The organism is Corynebacterium lubricantis DSM 45231 (genome assembly GCF_000379425.1).
Lineage (GTDB): Bacteria > Actinomycetota > Actinomycetes > Mycobacteriales > Mycobacteriaceae > Corynebacterium > Corynebacterium lubricantis.
The window spans coordinates 131,052-152,952 of record NZ_KB902182.1 but is presented as its reverse complement, the minus strand read 5'-3'; the positions used below and the strand labels follow the sequence as shown (position 1 = coordinate 152,952).

Sequence of the window (21,901 nt, the reverse complement as noted above, 5' to 3'; positions counted from 1 at the left end):
ATCAAACCCGGGAAAGCTCAGATACTTGTTTTGTAAGCTCTCACAAAAGGCCTCAGAATTGGATCCTTGTTGGGATCAGGAATTTCAACTTCAACGCCGTTATTCGTGACTGAAAAATCTATCTCATCTTGATGATTCGTCTTAACCGTCATATGCGGCCAAGCCCACTTCGTTAAGGCATTCGCAATAGTACGCAGAACATCATCAATAGCACCGTCATTAGCGCCATCGTTTGTGCGCGGTGCCAATAACGTAATGGTTGTGCCAGTTGGCCGTTCTTCAGTGAAATATTCATCCATCTGGAGTGCCCGAGCCAAGCTATCTGCCTCGATACCAGTGATCGGCTCAGCGAACTCATTACCAGTACGGCCAAAAGACTTAACGCCCCACCAGTGGCGACCTGTAAAAAGCTTTTCATGCTGATTAAAACTCTCGCTGTTGGCCATTGCAATAAACCGATTGCTTGGCAAGCCCCTCTCATCGACAGTTCTCGTATAAACCAAAATGGTATCAACGTCGCTCATGTCGAAAAAGACACCTTTACCGAAACCGTAGGTTCCTCCACGCATTTCTTTATCGGAAGGGCGGCCGATATTTCTGACGAACGACGCGAAGTCATTACGCCCAGCCGTTTGTTGGGCAGCAGAGGTTGGTCCTTGTAATCCGGAGGTTCCAGTGTCGCAAATTCTGAGTACCGGGATATTTGGTCGAGCTGGATCATCGAGAAGAGCTGCGAGTTTTGGAACACCAGCCATCCGAGAATCAAAAAATTCCCTCAGAGTATCAGCTCTGTGTCCACGTAGTTCGGCGTAGTCGATTGAGAAAGTTACTCCGTCATCCGTAGAGGTTCTGTCTCTTGCGTCCCAACTATTTTGGAGCGTCTCACGAGTGAAGAGATCCCAGCTGTCAAGGCTTGGTCTTCCGAGTGCCGACGTAGCGGAATTGCCGTAAGTTCCACCAGACTCTAGCAGCATTTCAGCATGGTGGAAGATTTCATTCTTAATCAAGAGAGGGAACCTTCCGATCTGTAACCAGGAATTTCACCAGCAGGATGCAAGTCAACCTCGTAATTGACTCGAACGATTCTTTCTGGAAATCCATCGGTGTTGAGACGCGGAAAGCGGTCATCGACTTCAAACACGAACGAACCAATATTTGAGTATCGCGTCTCATTATTCGCAGTCTTTTCTATTAGGGAATAGCCAATCTTCTGAAGTGTTTTTAGGAATTCATCAGTTGGGATCTCAATGCGATTGGCTAGGCGGTTTACCAATTCGGAAAGCGAGATGTCGCCGTTTGGCGTCTTTTCGTATTTCCGTACGGCGAGTATCATTTTTCTGTTTGGCTCAGGATGGAGCTGGTGTAAACCGTTGATCGATATTTGAAGCCCTTTTTGAATGCTTGTTGCTTTGCACTCGATGTCCCTATCTTCCAATTGGAAATCATGCTTGGACGCGTCTGGACCTGTCCAACGGTAAAAGGCACTTTCACCGTCCGTCTCCAAAAGCTGTTCTAAAACTTGAAGCTCGCAGATCAAGCCCAGTTGTTGTACTTCGGACATGGTGGACACTGAGTTGGGAGTGAACAATGATCTCCACTGTTTTAGCTGGTTAGATAGGAGACTTACTGCATTTTCTGGTTCCTCTTCGAATTCTTTCAAGAAGGTGTCTACAAAGATAAAAAATACTTCGCTTAACGAGCTGTCCTCAAGTCGCAGCTGTGCTGTTACGCGACCATTGCGCGGAATCTTACTTAGCGTTATGTATCGACTTTGTAGATCTGCGGTAAAACGCAACTTTTCATCAGAACCAAAAGGTACGAAAAGACCCATTGATCCGGGCGCATCAAAGAAGGCTTCAACCGACCCATTCGAATTCTCAAATTCGAGTTCGCGGCGGATTCCATAGTCATTTTCGAATCCTTGGGACGCGATCTGAAGGCCGAGTGCAGCGTAAATTTCGCTACTGCGTGTTGTCATCAACAGAACCCTCCAGCACCCGTTCATCGTTCTCGTTGATATCGTCAACTTCTTCGTCGTAGCGGAGATAGGCCTCGCGAATTTCTTCATTGGCTTCTGGCGCAGAGACATAGTCGACGCGAGATTCTGCACTTGTCGACTTCGGGAAGAACATGCCAATACCAATCACCGTTTCAGCAGCATCGAGAGGTACACGTTGCAGTCCCAACTTTTTCTCGTCTGAAAGGCTGTCCCAATTCCTAGGTTTCGAGTCTTTGCGGATCGGATAAATCGCTAGATGTCCGATACCAGGTCCGACGTTATTCTCATGCAGTTTGCGAACTTCGGTTTCTTTGTCATTTTCTTTGACCTGTTTCCTAACGTAGCTCCGGAAAGCAGTCCGATCCGCTTCAGATTGAAAGACGACGTCGTTGAGTCGGTCCTCTGCAGACACTAATGCCTTGATGCTGATGTCCGCGCCTGGGAAGGTTTTTAGCTTTGTACGAGTGAGCGTACGAATCGGGTGGTTAAGGCCAAGATCGACCTCCTCATTATCTTGGAATTGCTCCTGGGTAACGAACGAAACATTCCAGTAGAGCATCCGCCCTGCCGTTGCTTCTTTCCTTATGTAGCTTTTAAGCAATCGTGCATTGTCTTGACCAAGACGTGGCTGCTCGTGAATTTGGTAGGCATCAAGGAAATCCTGAATGAGCTGATTTGGTACTTTTCTAAACACTGGGTTTTGAAAGAGACCAACTTCCTCGGGGATTCCTCGTTTGTGGATTCCAGAGACAAGATCTTTCGCAGCATCCAGATTTCTAGTGAGCCAAACCCGATCCTTTTCCTTGAATTGGATTGTTTGTTCCTTATTTTCACTGAAGCTCATTGAAGCAGGGCGTTGGTCTTGCATCTTTGCCTTGCTAGTGACCTGCATATCGGGATGTAGACGAATATGTGCCTGGATATCGAGGGGACTTTCTCCATACTGCATGTAGACGTTGAGAGTTTCACGCAGCTCGGCTTCGATCGTCGCAAGATCGTAAAACCACCTTCTAAGCTCATCTGGCATCCAGATTCGGGGTAGGTCTTGGTAACCATTGCGGAAGCCAAACCAGCGGCCCATTTGAAGCAAGGTGTCATATGCAGAAGCTCGACGGACGAAATAGGATGAGACAAGTCCTTCCAGAGTCAAGCCACGTGAAAGCGTATTTCCGCCAATTGCAATGACAGTGGCGACACCATTGTCATAGTTCAATCGATTTGCAGAAGCGCCGTTGTCGACAACCACTTGGACTGCTTGCAGTGTTTCAGTGATCCTGGGCTCGATTTCGCTGAAAGATAGCGGCGTCAGTCCAAATTGTTCCGCTGGAACTCGGGCTGTTTCATCGACCCACTGAGCCTCCCATTCCGAACGATCGGACCCGTCTTCATACTCCTTCCGAATTTTGCTTAGCTCAACTTCAACTTGGAATCGAAGGTCCTCATGATCAGCCGTAAGCATAGAAGTGTGTACGAGCATTGATGAATGCTTGTTTTCTTGCCCGCGCGCACGGCGTGCGGCTGAAGCAAGAATAAACCAGCGAATGGACGACTTGAGTTGATCTCCGCCGACCACGGGTTTTCCTTTTTCGTCGCCTTTACCCGGACGAATACCATCGACTTCGTCTTCAGGTATCGTACGGATCATATCGAACCCGTCGAGTTCATACTCGAGCTCGTCTCTTGACTCACCATTAAGCGGTGCTCTTCCGAACAATGCTCTAGAGCCGAAGTAACCCTTGGGCTCGGGCAGAGTGACGATGAAATCGCGTGGATAGAGATCATCACCCTCGTTCGGGTCGATCAAAATATTTGCGAACGGGGTTGCAGTGTACGCGGTGTAGACGGTTCGTTTCCGATCCAAGAGCTGTGCAATTTGACGATTGATTGCAGATCTTTCAGCTTTCGAGTGATTAGAGACGTTAATGCTCGCTTGATCGGCTTCGTCGTCAATAACCAAAATCGGGCAGTTCTCTGCGACGTCCGCATTATCAATTAGCCACTCATTCAGACGGCGAAGGCGATGCGGATTCTTCTTGACCACGGCAATAAAACGGTCATTTACGTTGCCAAGGCGAGCTCCATTAATATCCCCCGAAAAGTCATTGTCATGGTCTGTAAGACGCAGCCAAAGGTGTGCCTGAGGATTGATTAGTTGGTCTTCAAGTCGATCCTGGGTTTGTTGACGGAGGTTTTCAGTGATGCCTGTTAAGACAATAATCAGTCGAAACCCTGCGTCGGCGGCTTTTGCAATTACGGACATGAAATTGGTGGTTTTACCACTTTGAACATAGCCAAGAACGAGTCCCTTGGAGTTTTGTTCTTCAGTGCTTGGCCTGAACCCATTGAGAACTTGCGTGGAGGATTCATCAATGTCCTTGACAGCAGGGCCAAGGTCCTTTTCGATAACTTTCTTGAATGCTGGCCAAAAGTGATCTCGATCGGGGAAGGGCCGGTACCAGTTGTGATCCTTGCGCCGGTAAGCAGCGTCTCGGCGGCCCGAATCTACTGGTGTATGTGCTTTGATGACGCGATTAAGCGCCTCCTCGATTTCGCTCGCCTCATGAGGCACGCGCCGAGACCACTTTCTTGCGGCCGCTTCTAAGTCTTTACCTAGGCGAGCAGCATCCTGAAATTCTTCTAGATAATCAACGATGATTTCTTCATCTAGGTTTTCGTGACTCACCTAATAGCTCCTTTACACCGATTTTTGCCTAGACTTTCAACCTTAACGAACCGCTGAGACCTTGTGAACAAAATTATGGACAGTTCAAGTAAATTGTCTGAAATTATTTCGGGCAGACACAAAAACAGCGCCGGTCACCTCAATCCATTTAGCCATAGAGACCAGGATAGGGGACCGGCGCGACAAATCGTCGTGAAGCGAAACGCTATTTCACTTCGTGTTCGACATCGTGTTCGGCAATCGCTTGCGGGCGGCCGGTGACGAAGTACATGACCGTCATGATTGCCAGGAAGGCTACGCCGACAAGCAGCGCCGTGTGGTACTGGGGGAGCCAGACCATAATCACGAAGGTGAACAGGATGAAGATTACCGCGAACCACTGGCCATAAGGCCAGAAGGGGACGGGGAACTTCAGGGACTTGGCTTCTTCGGCGCTCATGTGCCTGCGGGAGGCGATCTGGGCAAGCAGGATCATCAGCCAGACGTAGACGGTGGCAAAGGTGGCCAGGGCTGCGATGGTGGTGAAGATGTCCGGGTACATCGCGTTGAGGATGACACCGATGACCAGCACGATCAAGAGGGAAACGATGGTCATGACTGGGACGTCGCGGACGGTGGTGGCCATGAACTTCGGCGCCAACTTCTCCTTGGCTAGGCCGTGGAGGACGCGGCCGGTTCCGAAGATGTCGGCGTTGATAGCTGAGAGAGCAGCAGTGATAACCACGAAGTTGAGCAGGCCTGCAGCCCAGTTCACTCCGAGGGTGGAGAAGATCTGCACGAAAGGAGACTCTTCGCCGGTAATCGTGCGCCAAGGGTTCAGAGCCAGGATGACCAGGATAGCCAACACGTAGAACAACAGAATGCGCACCGGCACGGTGTTCACAGCCTGCGGGATAGAGCGGTCTGGGTCCTCGGCTTCGGAACCTGCCACACCGATGATCTCGGTGCCACCGAAGGCGAAGAGCACGAGAATGAAGGACGCAATCATGCCCTCGATGCCGTTGGGGAAGAAGCCGCCGTCGTTCCACAGGTTGTCGAAACCAGTCTGGGAGGAGTCGGTGCCCAGGCCGAAGGCAAGAATGGCGGCGCCACCGATGATCATGGCCACGACTGCGGTGACCTTAATAATAGTGAACCAGAATTCCATCTCGCCGAACCACCGCACCGAGGCCAAGTTCGCCGCGCCGATGATGAGCAGAGCCGAGGCAATCCAGATCCACGCAGGGGATTCAGGGAACCAGAACTTCATGTAGATGCCGATGGCGGTGAGGTCGGCAAGACAGACGATCATCATCTCGAAGGCGAACATCCAGCCGGTGATGTAGCCGCCCCAGCCACCTAAGTGCTCGCGGGTGTATACGGCAAAGGAACCGCGCACGGGGTGGTGGACTGCCATCTCGCCGAGAGCACGCAGCATGAAGTAGACCACGGCGCCGGCCAGCAGGTAGACCAAGAGCACGGACGGGCCGGCGGCCTGGATGGCGCCGGCGGAGCCGTAGAACAGGCCGGTGCCGATGGCGGAGCCGAGCGCAATGAAGCTGATGTGGCGGTGCTTCAGCCCGGGTCGGCGGACGACAGTTGTCCCCGCATTAGCAGCGGTTTGTTTTGGCGATGGGGCAGAAGAACTCACGGGAGAACCCTTCTAAATAAAAGGAAAGGTGTATAAGACCGGATAATCGTACAATGACCGGGCTATTTCATGTGAATTCCCCCGAAAGACTTGCAATGTGTGCGAAAACACCTTTAGAAAGGCGCTTCCGTTTCTGTCGCAGTTGAATAGGCATCGTCGGAGAAACTCATCCCAAAAGGCAACGAGGTGAGCTGAATGGAGTGAAGACGCTGGTGAATGTTGTAATGGCAGAATTCGGTGGACGAGAAACAGAGGGAAAACACCCTGGAACCGTCGAGCAAAGCGACTAATTCTTGGTGCCCATCGCAGCGCTGAATGGCCTCTAGCTGCAGGTAAGGCACATTTTCGGCCCAGTCAAAGAGGATGTCTAGCAATTCGTGGTGGCGGCGCTGTTCGTATAACAGGGTGAGCAAAGTAGGCAGATAGGTGTTGACTAGGTCTTTGTAGTTTGCATTTCGTTGTCTCATACCTGATTAGACTGCGCGGATTGGTTGTCGGTTCCGAGGCGGGAGCAATCGTCGAAAAGCGAAATGGTTTTGCTCTGATAAGAACAAGGTGTCAGTGCGTGAATGGTGAATTATCAACGAATGGCGTATTGTTGCGATCAATGAGCACTTCCGAAAACGTCACCGGCGACGTAAACGAGCCGGATAATTTTATTGAGTCGGAAAATCAGGATAACCCGCAGGATGTCGCAGTGGATAACACTGCTGAAGCAGTAGAAGATGCTGCAGAGAAAGACACCAGGGATGCGGGGGACTCTGAGGACACCGGCGTTGCAACCGAAGAGGTAGCAACCAACGAAGTCCCTGAAACCACAGAAGCAGCACCAGAGGCTGCAGTTGAAGAACCTGAAGAAGATTCTGAAGAGGCCGAAGAAAAGGCAGAAAAGGGCAATGGTTTTGACAACCTTGGCCTGCCTAGCAAGGTCGTAGACGCGGTCAAGCGCGTTGGGTTCGAAACGCCATCTGCAATTCAGGCAGAAACCATTCCCCTTTTGATGGAAGGCCGCGACGTAGTCGGCCTTGCACAGACAGGTACCGGTAAGACCGCGGCATTCGCGCTTCCGATCCTGTCGAAGATTGATCCAAACGAGCGTTACCCACAGGCACTGGTCTTGGCACCTACGCGTGAGCTTGCTCTGCAGGTGGCGGATTCCTTCCAGTCGTTTGCGGATCACCTGGGCAAGATTCAGGTCCTGCCAATCTACGGTGGTCAGGCATACGGCGTTCAGCTGTCCGGCCTGCGTCGTGGTGCGCAGATCATTGTGGGTACCCCAGGCCGTGTTATCGACCACTTGGAGAAGGGCTCGCTGGATATTTCCAAGCTGCGCTTCCTCGTGCTCGATGAGGCCGACGAGATGCTGAACATGGGCTTCCAGGAAGACGTGGAGCGCATCCTCGAGGACACTCCAGATCAGAAGCAGGTTGCACTGTTCTCGGCGACCATGCCTAACGGCATCCGCAAGATTTCCAAGAAGTACCTGGATAATCCTGCTGAGGTCAGCGTCAAGTCTGAGACTCGCACGAACACCAACATCACCCAGCGGTACCTGTTTACAGCGCACCGCAACAAGTTGGATGCCATTACCCGCATCCTCGAGGTGACCGAGTTCGAGGCCATGATCGTCTTCGTGCGCACCAAGCACGAAACCGAGGAACTGGCCGAGAAGCTGCGCGCACGCGGATTCTCCGCAGCGGCCATCAACGGCGATATCGCTCAGCAGCAGCGTGAGCGCACCATTGACCAGCTGCGCGACGGCCGCCTGGACATCCTGGTTGCTACCGACGTGGCAGCTCGTGGCTTGGACGTGGAGCGCATCTCGCACGTGCTGAACTACGACATCCCGAACGACACCGAGTCTTACGTGCACCGCATCGGCCGTACCGGCCGTGCAGGCCGTACCGGTGAGGCAATCCTGTTCGTCACCCCTCGTGAGCGCCGCATGCTGCGTTCCATCGAGCGCGTGACCAACGCAACCATCGACGAGATGGAACTGCCTACGGTTGACGAGGTCAACGAGTCCCGCAAGGCGAAATTCGCTGATTCGATCACCAAGTCTTTGGAAGCGAAGGAAATCGACGTCTTCCGTAACCTGCTCAAGCAGTACTCCGAGGCAAACGACGTTCCTATGGAAGACGTTGCTGCGGCACTTGCTACCCAGGCGCAGGCTGGCGACGAGTTCTTGATGAAGGAGCAGCCAAAGCAGAAGCGCGACCGCCGTGACCGCGAGCAGTGGGATCGTGATGATCGCCGTGACCGCGATCGTGGTGGACGTGACCGCGACCGTGACCGCGGTGGACGCGATCGCGACCGTGGTGGCCGTGACCGCTTCGAGCGCGACGGTGACTTTGATACCTACCGCTTGGCTGTGGGTAAGCGTCAGCACATTCGCCCAGGTGCCATTGTTGGTGCCCTGGCAAACGAAGGTGGCTTGAGCTCCAAGGACTTCGGTCGCATCACCATTGCTGTGGATCACACCCTGGTTGAGTTGCCAAAGAACATGGACAGCTCCGTTCTCGATCGCCTCAGTGACACCCGTATCTCGGGCCAGCTGATCAACATTGAGAAGGATCGCGACGGTGGCGGACACCACCGTAGCGGCGGTTATGAAGACCGTCGTGGCGGCGGACGCGGAGATCGCGGCGGCTACCGTGGCGGACGCGGAGATCGCGATGACCGTCGTGGTGGCGGACGTGGCGGATACCGCGGCGACCGTGATGATCGCGGAGACCGTGGTGGCTACCGCGGTGGACGCGGCGATCGCGATGACCGCCGAGGCGGACGCGATGATCGTCGTGGTGGCGGACGCGGAGGCTGGCGCGACTAGTTCTCGCCGAATACCAACTTAGAGCGCGACACCGGAAGGAAACTCTTCCGGTGTCGCGCTTTTGTTGTGTTCACACGTTTCTAGTGCCTGTACGCCGTCTGCGTGATCAGATCGATCACCTTCGGATAGGACGGGCTATCGGCCTTCAGGTAGGAGGTGTGATTCTCATTCATCAGCAGCACGAGTTCGCCCTTGCCATTATCGGCGTTGAGCGCATCCACGTAGTGAATCGAGTTTTCCTTCGGCACAAGGTCGTCGGCATCACCGTGCACCGCCACGACGGGGATTGTGGGATCCATGTTCAAAATAGGGTCGACGCTTTCAAAACGATCCGGATATTGCTCTGGTGTCCCGCCGATGGCGTATTCAATGCGCGTGTCACCGTGGTTCGCCGCCCACGAGAGATCGAGTGGGCCCGAGAGCGAAATAATCTCCGAAGGCTTGAACTGCGGATGCCCGCCGAGCAGATCACCCGTGTTGTTATTGCGCGTGGCTCCCCAGACCGCCAATTGAGCTCCGGCGCTATGCCCGGCCACTATGGACGCATCAAGGTTCAGCTCTGGGTACTGCTGGGAGAGGGTGGGCACGTGGTCGATCGCCGCCGCTACATCGGTAAAGGTCGTCGGCCATCCGCCACCGGAATGCACCCGGCGATATTCCACGTTGTACACGGCAATGCCGCGCGCCGTCAGATCGCGAGCGATCCGGTCGGCGCCTTCTGCACCCGAGGTATTCATCCACGCGCCACCATGAATAAACACCAACAGCGGAAGCGTCGCCGCGTCGTGTTGCCCCGGCGGAAGATAGAGGTCCGCCCAGTTTTGATTCGGGTCGCCGCCCGAGACAGGGTAGTTCAGTCGCTGCACCGTCGCGTCGGCAGGGTTGGTTGCGGGAGGCTGGGTCAGGGCAGGTTTGCTTGACGACGACACTGTGGTCGATTCAGCCTGTGTTGCCTGGGTATTAGTGCCGCTGTTAGTGCCACACGAGGCCAGCAACGATGCGCTCAGGAGAGTTGCCAGCGCTACTTTTAGGGATGAGCGACGATTCATAATGAGATCATCTACTAAATTCGCGGCTCGTGCTTACTGAACGGCCAAAAACCTTCGGGCCCGAGTCCAATAAAGGAGCTCGGGCCCGAGTGGAAAAGATTTACAGTGACTATCCGAAGTTATTCACGAACATCAAGATCAGGATAATAATCCAGAGCAGGTTGAAGATTCCCGCACCGATCGTGGTCATTTTCTTTGACTTGTCCCAGTCCTGGACCTGATCCTTTTCTGGATCTGCATCGGAAGCAGGCAAAAGGTTAAGCGTGCCCAACATCTTCTTTTGCTGTGGGACAACCAGACCGATGAGTACACCCCACGCGATCACAGCGAGCAGGATTGAGGCGTGGTACTGGCCGGAGGACTTGAAGAATTCCCAGCCAGCGAACATGGCAGCTGCACCCAACAGGGGAGTCAGCGCCGACAGAAGACCATAGAGCGAAGTGTTGCGGTGAAGCAGCTGCGCGCGACCTGCCGCCTGCGCGTCACCCTGGCGTGCGGCCTCTGCCTGCTTTGGGAAGGCGGAGGATGCGACCATTGCCGGACCAATGAAGATCACGGCAGATGCAACGTGTAGAACGATTAAGAGTGTAAGCATGATCCTTAGTCTACGGTGAATGCCCATGTTATGGGCAAGTGGAACTCAAGGCAACGAATTTCAATACCATAATGCCACCACGGCGAGATCCGGCGGACTACGCAGTAACAAGCGCGGTCGGCGCGACAACCGGGCGCGCACAAATTAGGATCTGGGCATGACAAAGCGGCGCAATGCGCTCGAACCAACGGCTCATCGCGCCGCACTCGTATTCACCGTCTCCGTGCTAGTACTGATTAGCGTGGTCTGCGCGGTTTTTCTCATTGCTGGCATAGAGATTCCCAATTGGTTTGTGGTGGCCGGTCGGTGGATCCCAGCGCTCGTGGCGCTGGCGGTGATCGTTGCCTACAAGCTCCCTGGAGGCGTGCTTGAGTGGCTACAGCTGCGCCCACGGGGTTTCGGAAGGAGTATCGGAGGCTCCTTAATCAGCGTCGTTGTGTTGATGGCGGTCTACGTCGCAGTGGCAGTTGGCTACCCAGGAGCCGAGCTAAAGCCCTGGGCGGCTATTGGACAAGCCCTATTGCTGGGTATTCCCATGTCCGTGGCTTTTGTGGTGAGCAATATCGGTGAAGAGGCTGCATGGCGTGGATTTTTGCAAAAGGCTTTCAGCCCCTGGGGATTCTGGCCTGCGTCAATAGTGATCTCAGTGGTGTGGGTGATATTCCACATTCCTCTACACGGCACCATGGTGTTGCAGGGCGCTTTGGACCCGCATATCGGTGTCGCTACCACAGTTGTCCTTTTCGGTTTAGGCCTGTTCCTCAGCGCCGTTACCGTGCGTTTCGGCAGTGTGTGGCCCGCGGCATTTGCGCATGCAGTGCCTTTTTCGGTCCTGAATCTGGTGGAGAATCCGGAAGGACTTTCTCCCGGGCACCTCTACGGACTCACTGCAGTAACTATTGCCGTGCTTATTGTCGTTGCAGCGGTAATCGCTCCGAAAGAAAACCAACCAAGCTGACCCTGCAGTGTTTTCTCATTGCCTGTCTATCCGCTTCAGGTAAGGCGAGTTTATAATGCGCTGCCACCCGCGCGAGATGCGTGATGTACTCGCACCGGTAGCTGGGATCGGGTGGCAACCACTGTGACGGCAGTTGATCCGATTTGGATTGATTCGCCTGCCGGGATGTGACAATGAGATTGCGGGGATCGTTGGCAAACTCTTCCCGGGAAGCAGCATCCCATCTATGGGCGCCGAGATCCCAGGCGGCGGACAGCGGAAAGACATGGTCGATTTCCACATCCGCAAGCTCAAGCGGCTCTCCGGTATAGGGGTCAACCACAGAAGCGAATTCTGCCTCCGCGTCGGTCACCGAGCTACACAGGGCCGCGCCATACGCCTGAGCGAGTAGTTCGTCGCGGGTGGTGCAGCCGGAGCGCCCAGTCGACCACCCCGCCCCGAATTCTTCACGCTCGTAGCCTAAAACTGTGAGGCGCTGAGGTTGGGCAGGGGCGTCGTTGACAAGCGAAAAAAGCTCACGCTGGCCAACTGGAAAACTAATGGTGGCCAGAGTGAGCAAGGAAAGTAGGAGAAGGTAGCAGGTGCGAAGGCTCATGCCTTCTTAGACTGCGCCGGACCCCTTGGTGGTTCCCTCGTGCATTTTGATTGCGTCGCGGGATTCCTGGAAGCTGAGCTTCGGGTGGGACTCGGAGAACTTGGCCACGGCCTGCGCCTCGTCGAACTCGGCGGCGATGGCTGGGGCCGGCTTGGTCGCCAGGGAGACAACGATCATGACCACGGTTGCGGAAATAAAGCCTGGGACAATTTCGTACATCGAGGCCCAATCGGCGTCGATGTTGCCCCATACGAAGGAGACAACGGCACCCGTTGCCATGCCGAAGATCGCACCGGAAGCGGTCAGGCGCTTCCAGTACAGCGACGCCAGGACGATCGGGCCGAAGGCGGAACCGAAGCCCGCCCAGGCGAAGCCCACGAGGTTCAGAATCGAATCGGACGGGTTGATGGCCAACAAGATCGCAACAACTGCAACCACAATCACCATGATGCGCGAGGCCAAGAGCAGGGTCTTGCCCGAGGCGTTCTTCTTGCCGAAAACGCGGTAGACATCCTCGACGAGTGCGGACGACGTGATGAGCAGCTGCGAGGACATCGTGGACATAATCGCCGCGAGCACCGCGGTGAGGATAATGCCTGCGATCAAGGGGTGGAACATGATGCGGGTCAGGTCCAGGAAGATCGTCTCGTAGCTGGTGGTATCGGTGATCGGCTGGTCTTTTTGTACGAAATAGACGGTGGAGATCATCGCGGTGGCGATCGCGCCGATGAAGCACAAGGTCACCCAGAACACGCCGTATCGACGAGCGGACTTCGCCTCGGAAGGAGAACGCAGCGCCATAAAGCGGGTAATAATGTGCGGCTGGCCGAAGTAGCCGAGGCCCCACGCCAAGTTACCGATGATGGTCACCGCCGAGACGCCTGCAATCAGATTGAAGTAGGTGTCATTGGGCTCGTTGTGTGGGCCGTAGGCGTTCTCTGTGGCGAAAGAGAAAATGTCGGCTGGGTTATCCAGCGAGACCAGCGCCATAATCGGCACGATGAGCAGTGCCAAGAACATCAGGCTGCCCTGGACCACGTCAGTGTAGGAGACGGCGAGGAAGCCACCGACGAAGGTGTAGAGCACCGTGATGCCACCGACGATGAGCATGCCGGTAAGGTAATCACCCTGGAAGGTTGACTCGAAGTAGCGGCCGCCGGCGACCATGCCGGAGGAGACGTAGAAAGTAAAGAAGAAGATGATGATCGCTGCTGCCAGCAGACGCAAAACGCGCGACGTATCGTGGACGCGATTTTCAAAGAAGCTGGGCAGGGTAATCGAGTTGTTTGCTACCTCGGAGTAGGTGCGCAGACGCGGCGCGACGAACTTCCAGTTCGCCCAGGTACCAATGAGCAGACCGATGACGATCCACAGCTCACTCATACCGGAGACGAACAGAGCGCCCGGCAGGCCCATCAGCAGCCAGCCGGACATATCTGAAGCACCCGCCGACAGTGCCGCCACAAACGGGTGGAGGCCGCGATCGCCGAGGACATAGTCGTCGTACTTGTTGGTTTTGCGGTAGGAATACCAGCCGATGGCCAGCATCACGCCGAAATAAAGGACGATCGCAAGGATCATCCAAACATTGTCGGACATAGCGTTTGTCCTTTCACTAGAGCGGAGACATACGACACGGGTATAATCGTGGTTTCGACATTAGTGTACGAAGTTCGCTTCGTGTGACCTAATTCTCAATAGTTATCGAAGGTGGACAGTAACGCATATGGGTAAGTACCTTCTGCATGGACTATGGCTGCCATCGTCCGGGCTCAACCTCTGGGTGGAGCAAATAGAAGGCCATAAGATTGTTCTCCCTTCCCAGGTGCCAGCGGGCACATTTCCGCCGGTCATCGAGGCGCGCCTGAATGATTTTAATTTTCGGCGCCGCCCAGCCATCAAGCTGCAAACGCCGAAGGGACGCCAGATGGATCTGCGCGTCCCAGCCGCAGCCTTTTCTCCCGAGGAACAGGTCGCCTTCTTAGATCAAATCGCGTTTCTCGACGACGCCTCGCCGGCCGCCACTCAGGCGCAGCGCGACTCGATCGCGCCGGACCTTTACTGGATGATTCGGCTGTATCTGGGTCTGACGAAGTTTGTGCGCGCCGGTCGCGTCACCATCCGCGTGCGCTACGAGGGCCAGGATTGGTTGCCAGAATGGCAACTCGGCTCCGGATTAGAGGAGCGCGGCTGGCTCGCCGAGATGGTCGCCGCGGCCCCCGGGGTGGTGGCGGTCAACAACGTCAACTTGTCGGAGTCCATCGCGCAGATGTTTGTGCACTGGATCGCCACGGCTCGGTTGCGTCCAATGCTGGAGCGCGCGAGACCCTACCCGCTGCACGACTTCGCCGAGTCGCTCTTGCTCTCCCAGCCGTTGCGCCGCGGGAACCCCCAGTTGATGAAGTACATCAACGCGTGGAATGGGTCGATCACCGAAGTTAACGTGCAGCTGGTCTTCATCGTGGAGCAGCCGAGTGAAGAGGACGTTGACCCGGTGACGACGCAGTGGCCAGTGCGCCTGCAAGTGCGCAGTGGTACGGATGCGCCTCAGCCGATTCGGTTGGGGGAGCTGGACCCGCAGACTACGGAGCGCCTGAAATCGTCGTTACGCCGGGCAATCGACGTGACCTCCCGCGTCGACGGGGTGCGCCACCCGCGCCTGACCTATGCTGACGACGATCGCAACGTCGGCGACTGGGATGCTTACCTTTCCACCGATGACATCGTGGAATTTATGCAAAAGGATGTGACCAAGCTCAAGGCTCACGGCTTTACTGTCATGCTGCCCCGTGCGTGGTCCACCGCAGAGGTCAGCTCCAAGCTGCGCGTGACCGACCCGGATTCCGGTGCGGATGCCAGCACGGTCTCGCACCTTGGCTTTGATCAGTTGGTCAGCTACGACTGGCGCCTGTCCATTGGTGACACCGAACTGACCGATGAGGAAATGCAGGAGCTGGTCAAATCCAAGTCCGGTCTGATCAAGCTGCGTGGCCAGTGGGTCTTAGCGGATACGTCTTCGCTCTCTCGCGTCAACGACTACATGAAGCAGCTGGCCAAACGCGACAAAGCGCGCGTCAAGCGCGAGCTGGAGAAAGCTGCGACCCGCGCCGAGATAGCTAAGGCGAACAACGACCCCGATTACCCAGCACTCGCCGCCGAGGTTGAGCGCCTACGCGAGGAATATAACGCGGACCCGGATGAGGAAAGCGGCACTGTCACTGCAGCCGAGCTGCGCGAGCTGGCGCTGGAATCCATGGCCAGCGAACCCATCGAATTTACGGGCTCGCCGTGGTTTACCTCCCTGATCGGCGGGCAGGATCGCCCCGCGCCCGAGCGCGTGGACATCCCCGATACCGTCACGGTCACGCTGCGCGACTATCAGCGTCGCGGCGTGGACTGGCTGTATTACATGTCGCGCAATAACTTAGGTGCAGTGCTTGCCGACGACATGGGTCTGGGCAAGACCCTGCAGCTGCTCACGCTGCTGGCCGTGGAAGCTGAGCGCGGCGAGTCCACCGGCCCGACGCTTGTGGTGGCACCCACCTCGGTGGTGGGCAACTGGGCCAACGAGGCCCGCAAGTTCGTCCCAGGCATGCGTGTCGCCGTGCACCACGGCTCCCATCGCCTGCACGGGGAGGACCTGACCCGCGAGATCAACGGCCTCGATGTCTTGGTCACCTCCTATGGTGTGGTGGGGCGCGATTTCGCGGAGCTGTCTGAGTTCTCTTGGGACCACGTCGTCCTCGACGAAGCACAGGCGATCAAGAACTCGTCGACACGCGCGTCCCGCAGTGTTCGCAGCATTCCCGCACGTCACCGCATCGCGCTGACCGGTACTCCCGTGGAAAACCGGCTGTCAGAGATGCGTTCGCTGCTCGACTTTGTCAACCCAGGCATGCTCGGCGGGGCGAGTTTCTTCCGTAATCACTTCGCCAAGGCCATCGAGGGCGCGCAGGACGAGGAGCTCGCGCACGATATGGGGGAGCGGCTGCGTAAGCTCACCGCCCCATTTATTCTGCGCAGGCTGAAAACGGATCCGGCGATCATCGACGATTTGCCGGAGAAGGCTGAACAGATTGTCGTCGTGGACATGACAACTGAGCAGGCAGCCATGTACACGGCCCTGACCGAGGCGATGCAAAAGGCGCTGGAGGAACGCGAGGGCATGGCACGCAAGGGACTCGTGCTGGCCACGATCACGCGCATCAAGCAGATCTGTAACCACCCAGCGCACTACCTGGGCGATGGTTCTCCGGTAACGCTCAATGGTCAGCACCGCTCGGGCAAGGTGAAAAAGCTCATGGAGCTGCTGCGCCAGGCGGTCGAGGAGGATCGGCGCGTGCTGATTTTCTCGCAGTACAAGGCGTTCGGCGATATTTTGCAGCCCTATTTGTCGGATCGCCTCGGCGAGCAGATCCCATTTCTGCACGGCGGCTTAAGCAAGAGCCAGCGCGATAGAATGGTCGAGGATTTCCAGCGCGACGAGGGTCCACGCGCAATGATTCTTTCGCTCAAGGCGGGTGGCACCGGTTTGAACCTGACAGCCGCGTCGATGGTGATCCACATGGATCGCTGGTGGAATCCTGCCGTGGAGAATCAGGCCACGGACCGTGCGTATCGCATTGGCCAGGACAAAAACGTCGATGTGTACAAGATGATCACGAAGGGCACGATGGAGGAGTCGATCCAGGACGTGCTCGACGGCAAGATGCACTTGGCAGGCACCGTCGTGGGCGAAGGCGAAGGCTGGATCACCGAGCTCAACCCGGACGAGCTGCATCAGCTGATGAGTTACCGGGCGAACACGGATTAGTAGCAAGAAAGGAAGCACGCACATGGCACGACCACGCGAAGACAACGTCATTTACGCCAACTTCGGTGCGAAGAAACGCGTCACCGACGCGAGCGAGGTGCACGTTCCGCCGCGCCCTACGGGCATGTCTTGGTCCCCAGCCGCGACCCGGGTGTTCAACGCGGCGGTGCAGAAAACCGATCAGGGCCGGGTGAAGCGCGGGCGCCAGTACGCGGCGAATGGGCATGTCATCGACCTGCAGTTTCGCCCAGGTGCGATCGTGGGTCAGGTTGTGGGCTCCCAAAACGAACCCTTCGTGGTTACGATGCGCCTGCCCTACCGCTCCGACGAGGACCTGGGCGGGGTGATCCGGATCCTCTCGGAGACCCCGAATGGCATTACCAGGGCGCGCAAGGGCGAAATGAGCGAGGAGATCCTGGGCATATTGCTCGCCGAGCGTAGCGACGACATCTGGTTCAGCTGCGATTGCCCCGATAACAGCCCGGCCTGCAAGCACGCCGTGGCGGTTGCAGAAAAGGCGGCCGTGAAAATTGACTCGGACCCGACGCTGCTTTTCCAGCTGCGCGGGCTGAGTCTGACCTCCATCGAGCGCCGCGTGCGTGCGACCGCGGCGTCGGTGGCGAAAGAGAACGCCGAGGAAGGTTCTGAGTACTTCTGGAGTGGTCGCGGGCTGCCCGATTTGCCCCAGCCGAAGGTCGCCCCGATGCTCGATGATTCGGACATGGACTTGCTGCACAAGGCAATGCAGACCATCTCCTTTACCAACATTGATCAGCTGCGCGCAGTAGCCGATATCGAGGATATGTACGACGAGCTAACCCGCTAATAATTGCAGGTCAGATAGTGTTTGGAACGCAATTTCGAAGCCATGTCTAGTGGGCGTGATAGGAATTTAGACTATGAACTCAAGCGCGAGCTCAGCACAGGGCTCATCTGCACACCAGGTAACCTTCATCCATTCCTCGGACCTCCAATTAGGCATGAAACGCGCCTTCCTCGATGCCGATGCGCAGTCGCGCTTCGACGATGCACGCATCCGCTCAGTTCAGCGTCTTGGGGAGCTTGCGCGCGAGCGTGACGCCGAGTTTATAGTCGTGGCGGGAGACGTGTTCGAGCACAATTCGCTCGATCGGCGCACCACGGGCAGGGCGTTGGAGGCCTTCGCCAAACTTCCGGTTCCCGTCTACCTCCTGCCGGGCAATCATGATCCGTTGGTGGCGGATTCTATTTTTCAGCGCACGGTGCGCTTAGACAATGTCACCGTGCTGGATTCCTTCGAGCCTGTGCAGGTGCGCGAGGGGGTGGAGCTGTTGGGGGCTCCGCTGGTGGCTAAGTATGCCACTGAAGACTTGGTGGCCAAGGCTTTGCGCAATGTTGCACCGACGGACAATATTCGGATCATGGTCGGCCACGGGCAAGTCGAGGCCTATTCCAGCGAGCGCTCCGCTGACCTGATCGATCTGCCCAATGTGGAGGCACACCTGGCCGATGGCACGATTGACTACTTAGCGCTGGGGGACACCCACTCCACCGCAAGCTTGGGAAGTAGTGGTCGCGTGTGGTTCTCCGGGGCGCCCGAGACCACGGATTTCCAAGACCACACTCCCGGCACTGCTGGCGGAGAGACGGATTCGGGTAACACGTTGGTGGTCACGTTGAACAAAGAATCCATCAATGTGGAGCCCGTCCCCGTGGGCACCTGGGTTTTTGATGCGCTGTATTGGCAAGTCACGGACATGGACGATGTCGAGCGTCTCCTAGCAGAGCTTGAAGCCTACGAGAATAAGTCGCGCACGGTGATCAAATACGCCCTCTCCGGCACGCTCGGCTTGGAGGCTACGCGTCGCTTAGAGGAGGGCCTCGACAAACTGGAGCCCGTTTTCGCTGCGCTGTATGAACGTACGCGGTTGATGGATTTGCACCTTGAACCCGGCGAGGACGAGCTAACAGCCTTGCCGTTGACGGGGTTTGCGCGCTCGGCAATGTCCGAGCTTGCACAGTCGGCGGGCCAGCAGGACCCCACGGCTAGGGACGCAGTGAACTTGTTATTTCGTTTGAGCCAGGAGGGATAGTCTGATGCGCATTCATTCACTATCGTTTAGCAACGTCCGCGCCGTGGACCACTTCGAGCTGGCCGATGTGCCCGAGACCGGAGTCTCGGTTATTTACGGCGATAATGAAGCAGGCAAGTCCACCATTTTGGATGCGCTGCACGCTGTGCTCACCGAAACTCATAAAGCCAAGAACAAGGTCACGCGCCCGCTGAAGCCGGTGCATAAAGATGAAGGCCCCGAGGTGAGGCTCCGCGCGACCATTGGGCCTTATGAGTTTGAAATTTTTAAGCGCTGGTTCAACAAGCCTAAGTCTGAGTTGAGCATTACTTCTCCGCGCTCGGAAAACTTCACGGGTCGCGAGGCCGACGAGAAGCTCGCGGCTATCGTCGCGGAGCACTTGGACCAGGCCCTCGTCGACACGCTTTTTATGCGTCAAGATGAACTTCCTAACGGCATCGAGGCCGTGGGAATTCCGAGCATGACCAGGGCGTTGGATGCGGGAGTTGAAGAAGGTGAGACGGGAACAGAGGACACCGAACTTATGCAGCGCATCGAGGCGGAGTATCTGGAATACTTCACCAAGTCAGGGCGGCCGGTCAAGTCCGTCACCGACCTGCAATCCCGGTTGGATGCGGTGCTGCACGACCTTGAAGAAAAGCAGGCGGAAGCCACACGGCTAAGTAGCCACGTCGATGAGGTGGCGCGTCGCTCGAAGGAGATCACTCAGGCCACAGCAGAACTGCCACAGGCAGAAGCGGATGCGGAGGAGAAATCCGCGCTCGCCGAGGCAGCTAACCAGGCCACAGATCGTGAGCACACTGCCGCGGAGCGTGCCACTCATACCCACGCCGCTGTCGAGCGCGTCGAAGCGGAACTGCAGCAGCGCACCGTGTTGAAGCAGCGCGTCCAAGACGCCACCTCAGCCAAGGAGGAGCTCAGCGAACAGCTCACCGACGCACAAGCTCGCGCTGAGGAAGAGGAAAACACGGTAACGCGGCTCAAGGCACTGCGCGACGAGGCGACGGCGAAGGAAGCCGCGAGCCGGAAAAATCTCAAGGACGCGAATGCGATTCTGGGTGTGGTCCGCGATGCCTCGCGCCTTGCCGAGGTCAACGAGCTGCTGGAGTCACTTTCCGAGGCGAGCGCCGCATTGGACGCGTTGCGCGAAAATACTCCTGAGCGCACCATTAGTGATGAAGATGTCCGCATTGTCGAGGCCGCGGCCAACGACGTGGTTATTCAGGAACGTCTCAGGGAATCAGCGGCGGCTAAGCTGGTTGTTGTTTCTCCTGGTAGCACCCCCGTTGTCATCGACGGCGTAGAACAAGAACTCGATCAGGGCTCCGAGATTGATATCCACGAGGGCACGAGCCTTGCCGTGGGGGAGTTCGAGGCAACGTATCGTCCCGCGCGGGGAAGCGAGGACGGTTCGCAGGCCTTGGAGAAAGCTCGAACATTCCTGGCGGAATTACTGGCCGAGCGAGACTGTGCTTCCCTCGAGGAATTACGTGCGCTTCGCGACGAGCACCGCACCCACGCCGACTCCGTGGCGCAGGCAGTCTCGCGCCGGGATGCGATTCTTGGTTCGCGCAATATTGATGATCTGAAAGCCGAAGCTGAGCGTCTTCGCTTGCGCACCGAGGGCACTGACGTGCCCGAGCTGGATGTGGATGAAGCACAGCGCCTCACCGATCAGGCACAAGAAGACGCCGACGCTGCTGTGGCCGCTCTGGCCCGCGCCGAGGCGGAGCTGAAACCGTGGGCCGAAGCCAAGGCAGCCCAGGAGTTGCAGGTGGTCAACGCGCGCATTGAGGTAGCGCAGCGCACCGAAGACCAGGCCGAGAAAGAGTTGGCGGCCGCTGAAGATGACACACCGGAAGCGGACCTCGACGAGCGCTTGGCGCAAGCGCAGCACGAAGACGCGCAGGCGCAAGAAAAGTGGCGTGCAGCGAAGGAAGAACTTGCCAAGGCGCAGCCTGAGGTAGCACAAAGTCTGCTTCTTGGTGCGCAGGCGAAGGTGGCAAACCTTAATCAGCGGATCCGCGATGCAGAAAACCGAGTCGCGGAGTTGAAGGGCTATATCGGGCAGGCGGAAGGCATTGCCGAGCGCGTGGACATCTTGAGCGCTGAGGCAGAAAAGCTCCAGCTCGACCACGATCGGACGCAGCGTCGCGCCGCAGCGGTCGATCTATTGCGCTCTACCATGCATGCACACAGGGACGAGGCGCGCCGAAAGTATTCTGCGCCGTTCTCCGAAGCGTTGAAAAAGTACGCCTCGGTAGTCTTTGGCCCCGAGGTGAGCTTCGAGTTGGATGAAAAATTGCAGGTCGAGGCCCGCACCATCAATCGGACTACGGTGTCGTTCGATAGCCTGTCCGGTGGCGCGCAGGAGCAGCTCGCGGTTGTCACCAGGTTCGCCATCGCGGAACTTGCAGCACAGGGCAGCGATGGCCAGCTGCAGGCACCTGTCATTGTCGATGACGCTCTAGGTTCGACAGATCCGGCTCGTCTGGAACTGATGAATACCCTCTTTACCCAGGTGGGTAAGGACAACCAGGTGATTGTGCTGACGTGTTTCCCGCAGCGCTATGACATGGTGGCAAATGCAGCTCGCTACTCCATCGAAGATCTAAAGCAGGCATAAAAAATTCCACCACCCGAGAGTGGCAGGTGGTGGAACTTTAGATGTGCCTTA

The 21,901-nt window shown here is 56.6% G+C and carries 15 protein-coding genes; 6 read left to right on the top strand and 9 right to left on the bottom strand.

Translation table 11 applies throughout. The features are described from left to right. Positions 1-17 precede the first annotated feature (17 nt). From A37O_RS16365 to A37O_RS0102040, 5 genes are all read right to left on the bottom strand, one after another. Complete coding sequence (locus tag A37O_RS16365; RefSeq protein ID WP_156802460.1) at positions 18-1,007, bottom strand: hypothetical protein; 990 nt, start codon at positions 1,005-1,007, stop codon at positions 18-20. After that, on the bottom strand, positions 1,004-1,978 hold the full coding sequence (locus tag A37O_RS15770) for a PD-(D/E)XK motif protein (protein ID WP_018295827.1): 975 nt from the start codon (positions 1,976-1,978) through the stop codon (positions 1,004-1,006). The genes A37O_RS16365 and A37O_RS15770 overlap by 4 nt, the downstream gene beginning before the upstream one ends. Then, the gene (locus tag A37O_RS14425) at positions 1,962-4,682 is read right to left on the bottom strand and encodes a Z1 domain-containing protein (RefSeq protein ID WP_018295826.1); all 2,721 of its coding nucleotides are present in this window, start codon (positions 4,680-4,682) and stop codon (positions 1,962-1,964) included. Before A37O_RS14425 ends, A37O_RS15770 begins: the two co-directional genes overlap by 17 nt. Before the next feature lie 205 nt (positions 4,683-4,887). Next, complete coding sequence (locus A37O_RS0102045; protein WP_051077937.1) at positions 4,888-6,240, bottom strand: amino acid permease; 1,353 nt, start codon at positions 6,238-6,240, stop codon at positions 4,888-4,890. A gap of 185 nt (positions 6,241-6,425) precedes the next feature. Next, entirely contained in the window at positions 6,426-6,779 is a 354-nt protein-coding gene (locus tag A37O_RS0102040; protein WP_018295824.1) for a hypothetical protein, read from the bottom strand. 140 nt (positions 6,780-6,919) lie between these two features. Here A37O_RS0102040 and A37O_RS0102035 point away from each other — a divergent pair, with 140 nt between their 5' ends. Beyond that, a complete protein-coding gene (locus A37O_RS0102035) occupies positions 6,920-9,142 on the top strand; it encodes a DEAD/DEAH box helicase (RefSeq protein WP_018295823.1) in 2,223 nt (740 codons plus the stop codon). 80 nt (positions 9,143-9,222) lie between these two features. Here the strand turns inward: A37O_RS0102035 and A37O_RS0102030 are convergent, their stop codons facing one another. Both A37O_RS0102030 and A37O_RS0102025 read right to left on the bottom strand, forming a co-directional pair. Continuing rightward, positions 9,223-10,191 (bottom strand): alpha/beta hydrolase, encoded by a 969-nt coding sequence (locus A37O_RS0102030; RefSeq protein ID WP_018295822.1) that lies wholly within the window; start codon positions 10,189-10,191, stop codon positions 9,223-9,225. 109 nt (positions 10,192-10,300) lie between these two features. After that, positions 10,301-10,786, bottom strand: coding sequence for a hypothetical protein (locus A37O_RS0102025; RefSeq protein WP_018295821.1), 486 nt, complete (start codon positions 10,784-10,786; stop codon positions 10,301-10,303). A gap of 157 nt (positions 10,787-10,943) precedes the next feature. Between A37O_RS0102025 and A37O_RS0102020 the strand changes: the two genes are divergently transcribed. After that, complete coding sequence (locus tag A37O_RS0102020; RefSeq protein ID WP_018295820.1) at positions 10,944-11,744, top strand: CPBP family intramembrane glutamic endopeptidase; 801 nt, start codon at positions 10,944-10,946, stop codon at positions 11,742-11,744. On the opposite strand, the gene A37O_RS15990 is transcribed toward A37O_RS0102020, so the two are convergent. Together A37O_RS15990 and putP are read right to left on the bottom strand one after the other, a co-directional pair. Continuing rightward, positions 11,695-12,339 carry an HNH endonuclease family protein gene (locus A37O_RS15990; RefSeq protein ID WP_083912562.1) on the bottom strand — a complete coding sequence of 215 codons (645 nt, stop codon included), beginning with the start codon at positions 12,337-12,339 and terminating at the stop codon, positions 11,695-11,697. The genes A37O_RS0102020 and A37O_RS15990 overlap by 50 nt on opposite strands. A 6-nt stretch (positions 12,340-12,345) precedes the next feature. Then, complete coding sequence (gene putP / locus A37O_RS0102010; protein WP_018295819.1) at positions 12,346-13,938, bottom strand: sodium/proline symporter PutP; 1,593 nt, start codon at positions 13,936-13,938, stop codon at positions 12,346-12,348. Between the two features lie 127 nt (positions 13,939-14,065). Here putP and A37O_RS0102005 point away from each other — a divergent pair, with 127 nt between their 5' ends. From A37O_RS0102005 to A37O_RS14420, 4 genes are all read left to right on the top strand, one after another. After that, the gene (locus tag A37O_RS0102005) at positions 14,066-17,152 is read left to right on the top strand and encodes a DEAD/DEAH box helicase (protein ID WP_018295818.1); all 3,087 of its coding nucleotides are present in this window, start codon (positions 14,066-14,068) and stop codon (positions 17,150-17,152) included. A 22-nt stretch (positions 17,153-17,174) separates the two neighbouring features. Then, complete coding sequence (locus tag A37O_RS0102000; protein ID WP_018295817.1) at positions 17,175-17,978, top strand: SWIM zinc finger family protein; 804 nt, start codon at positions 17,175-17,177, stop codon at positions 17,976-17,978. A gap of 73 nt (positions 17,979-18,051) precedes the next feature. After that, positions 18,052-19,224 (top strand): metallophosphoesterase family protein, encoded by a 1,173-nt coding sequence (locus A37O_RS0101995; RefSeq protein WP_018295816.1) that lies wholly within the window; start codon positions 18,052-18,054, stop codon positions 19,222-19,224. A gap of 4 nt (positions 19,225-19,228) precedes the next feature. Beyond that, positions 19,229-21,850 carry an AAA family ATPase gene (locus A37O_RS14420; RefSeq protein ID WP_018295815.1) on the top strand — a complete coding sequence of 874 codons (2,622 nt, stop codon included), beginning with the start codon at positions 19,229-19,231 and terminating at the stop codon, positions 21,848-21,850. Positions 21,851-21,901: the final 51 nt, after the last annotated feature.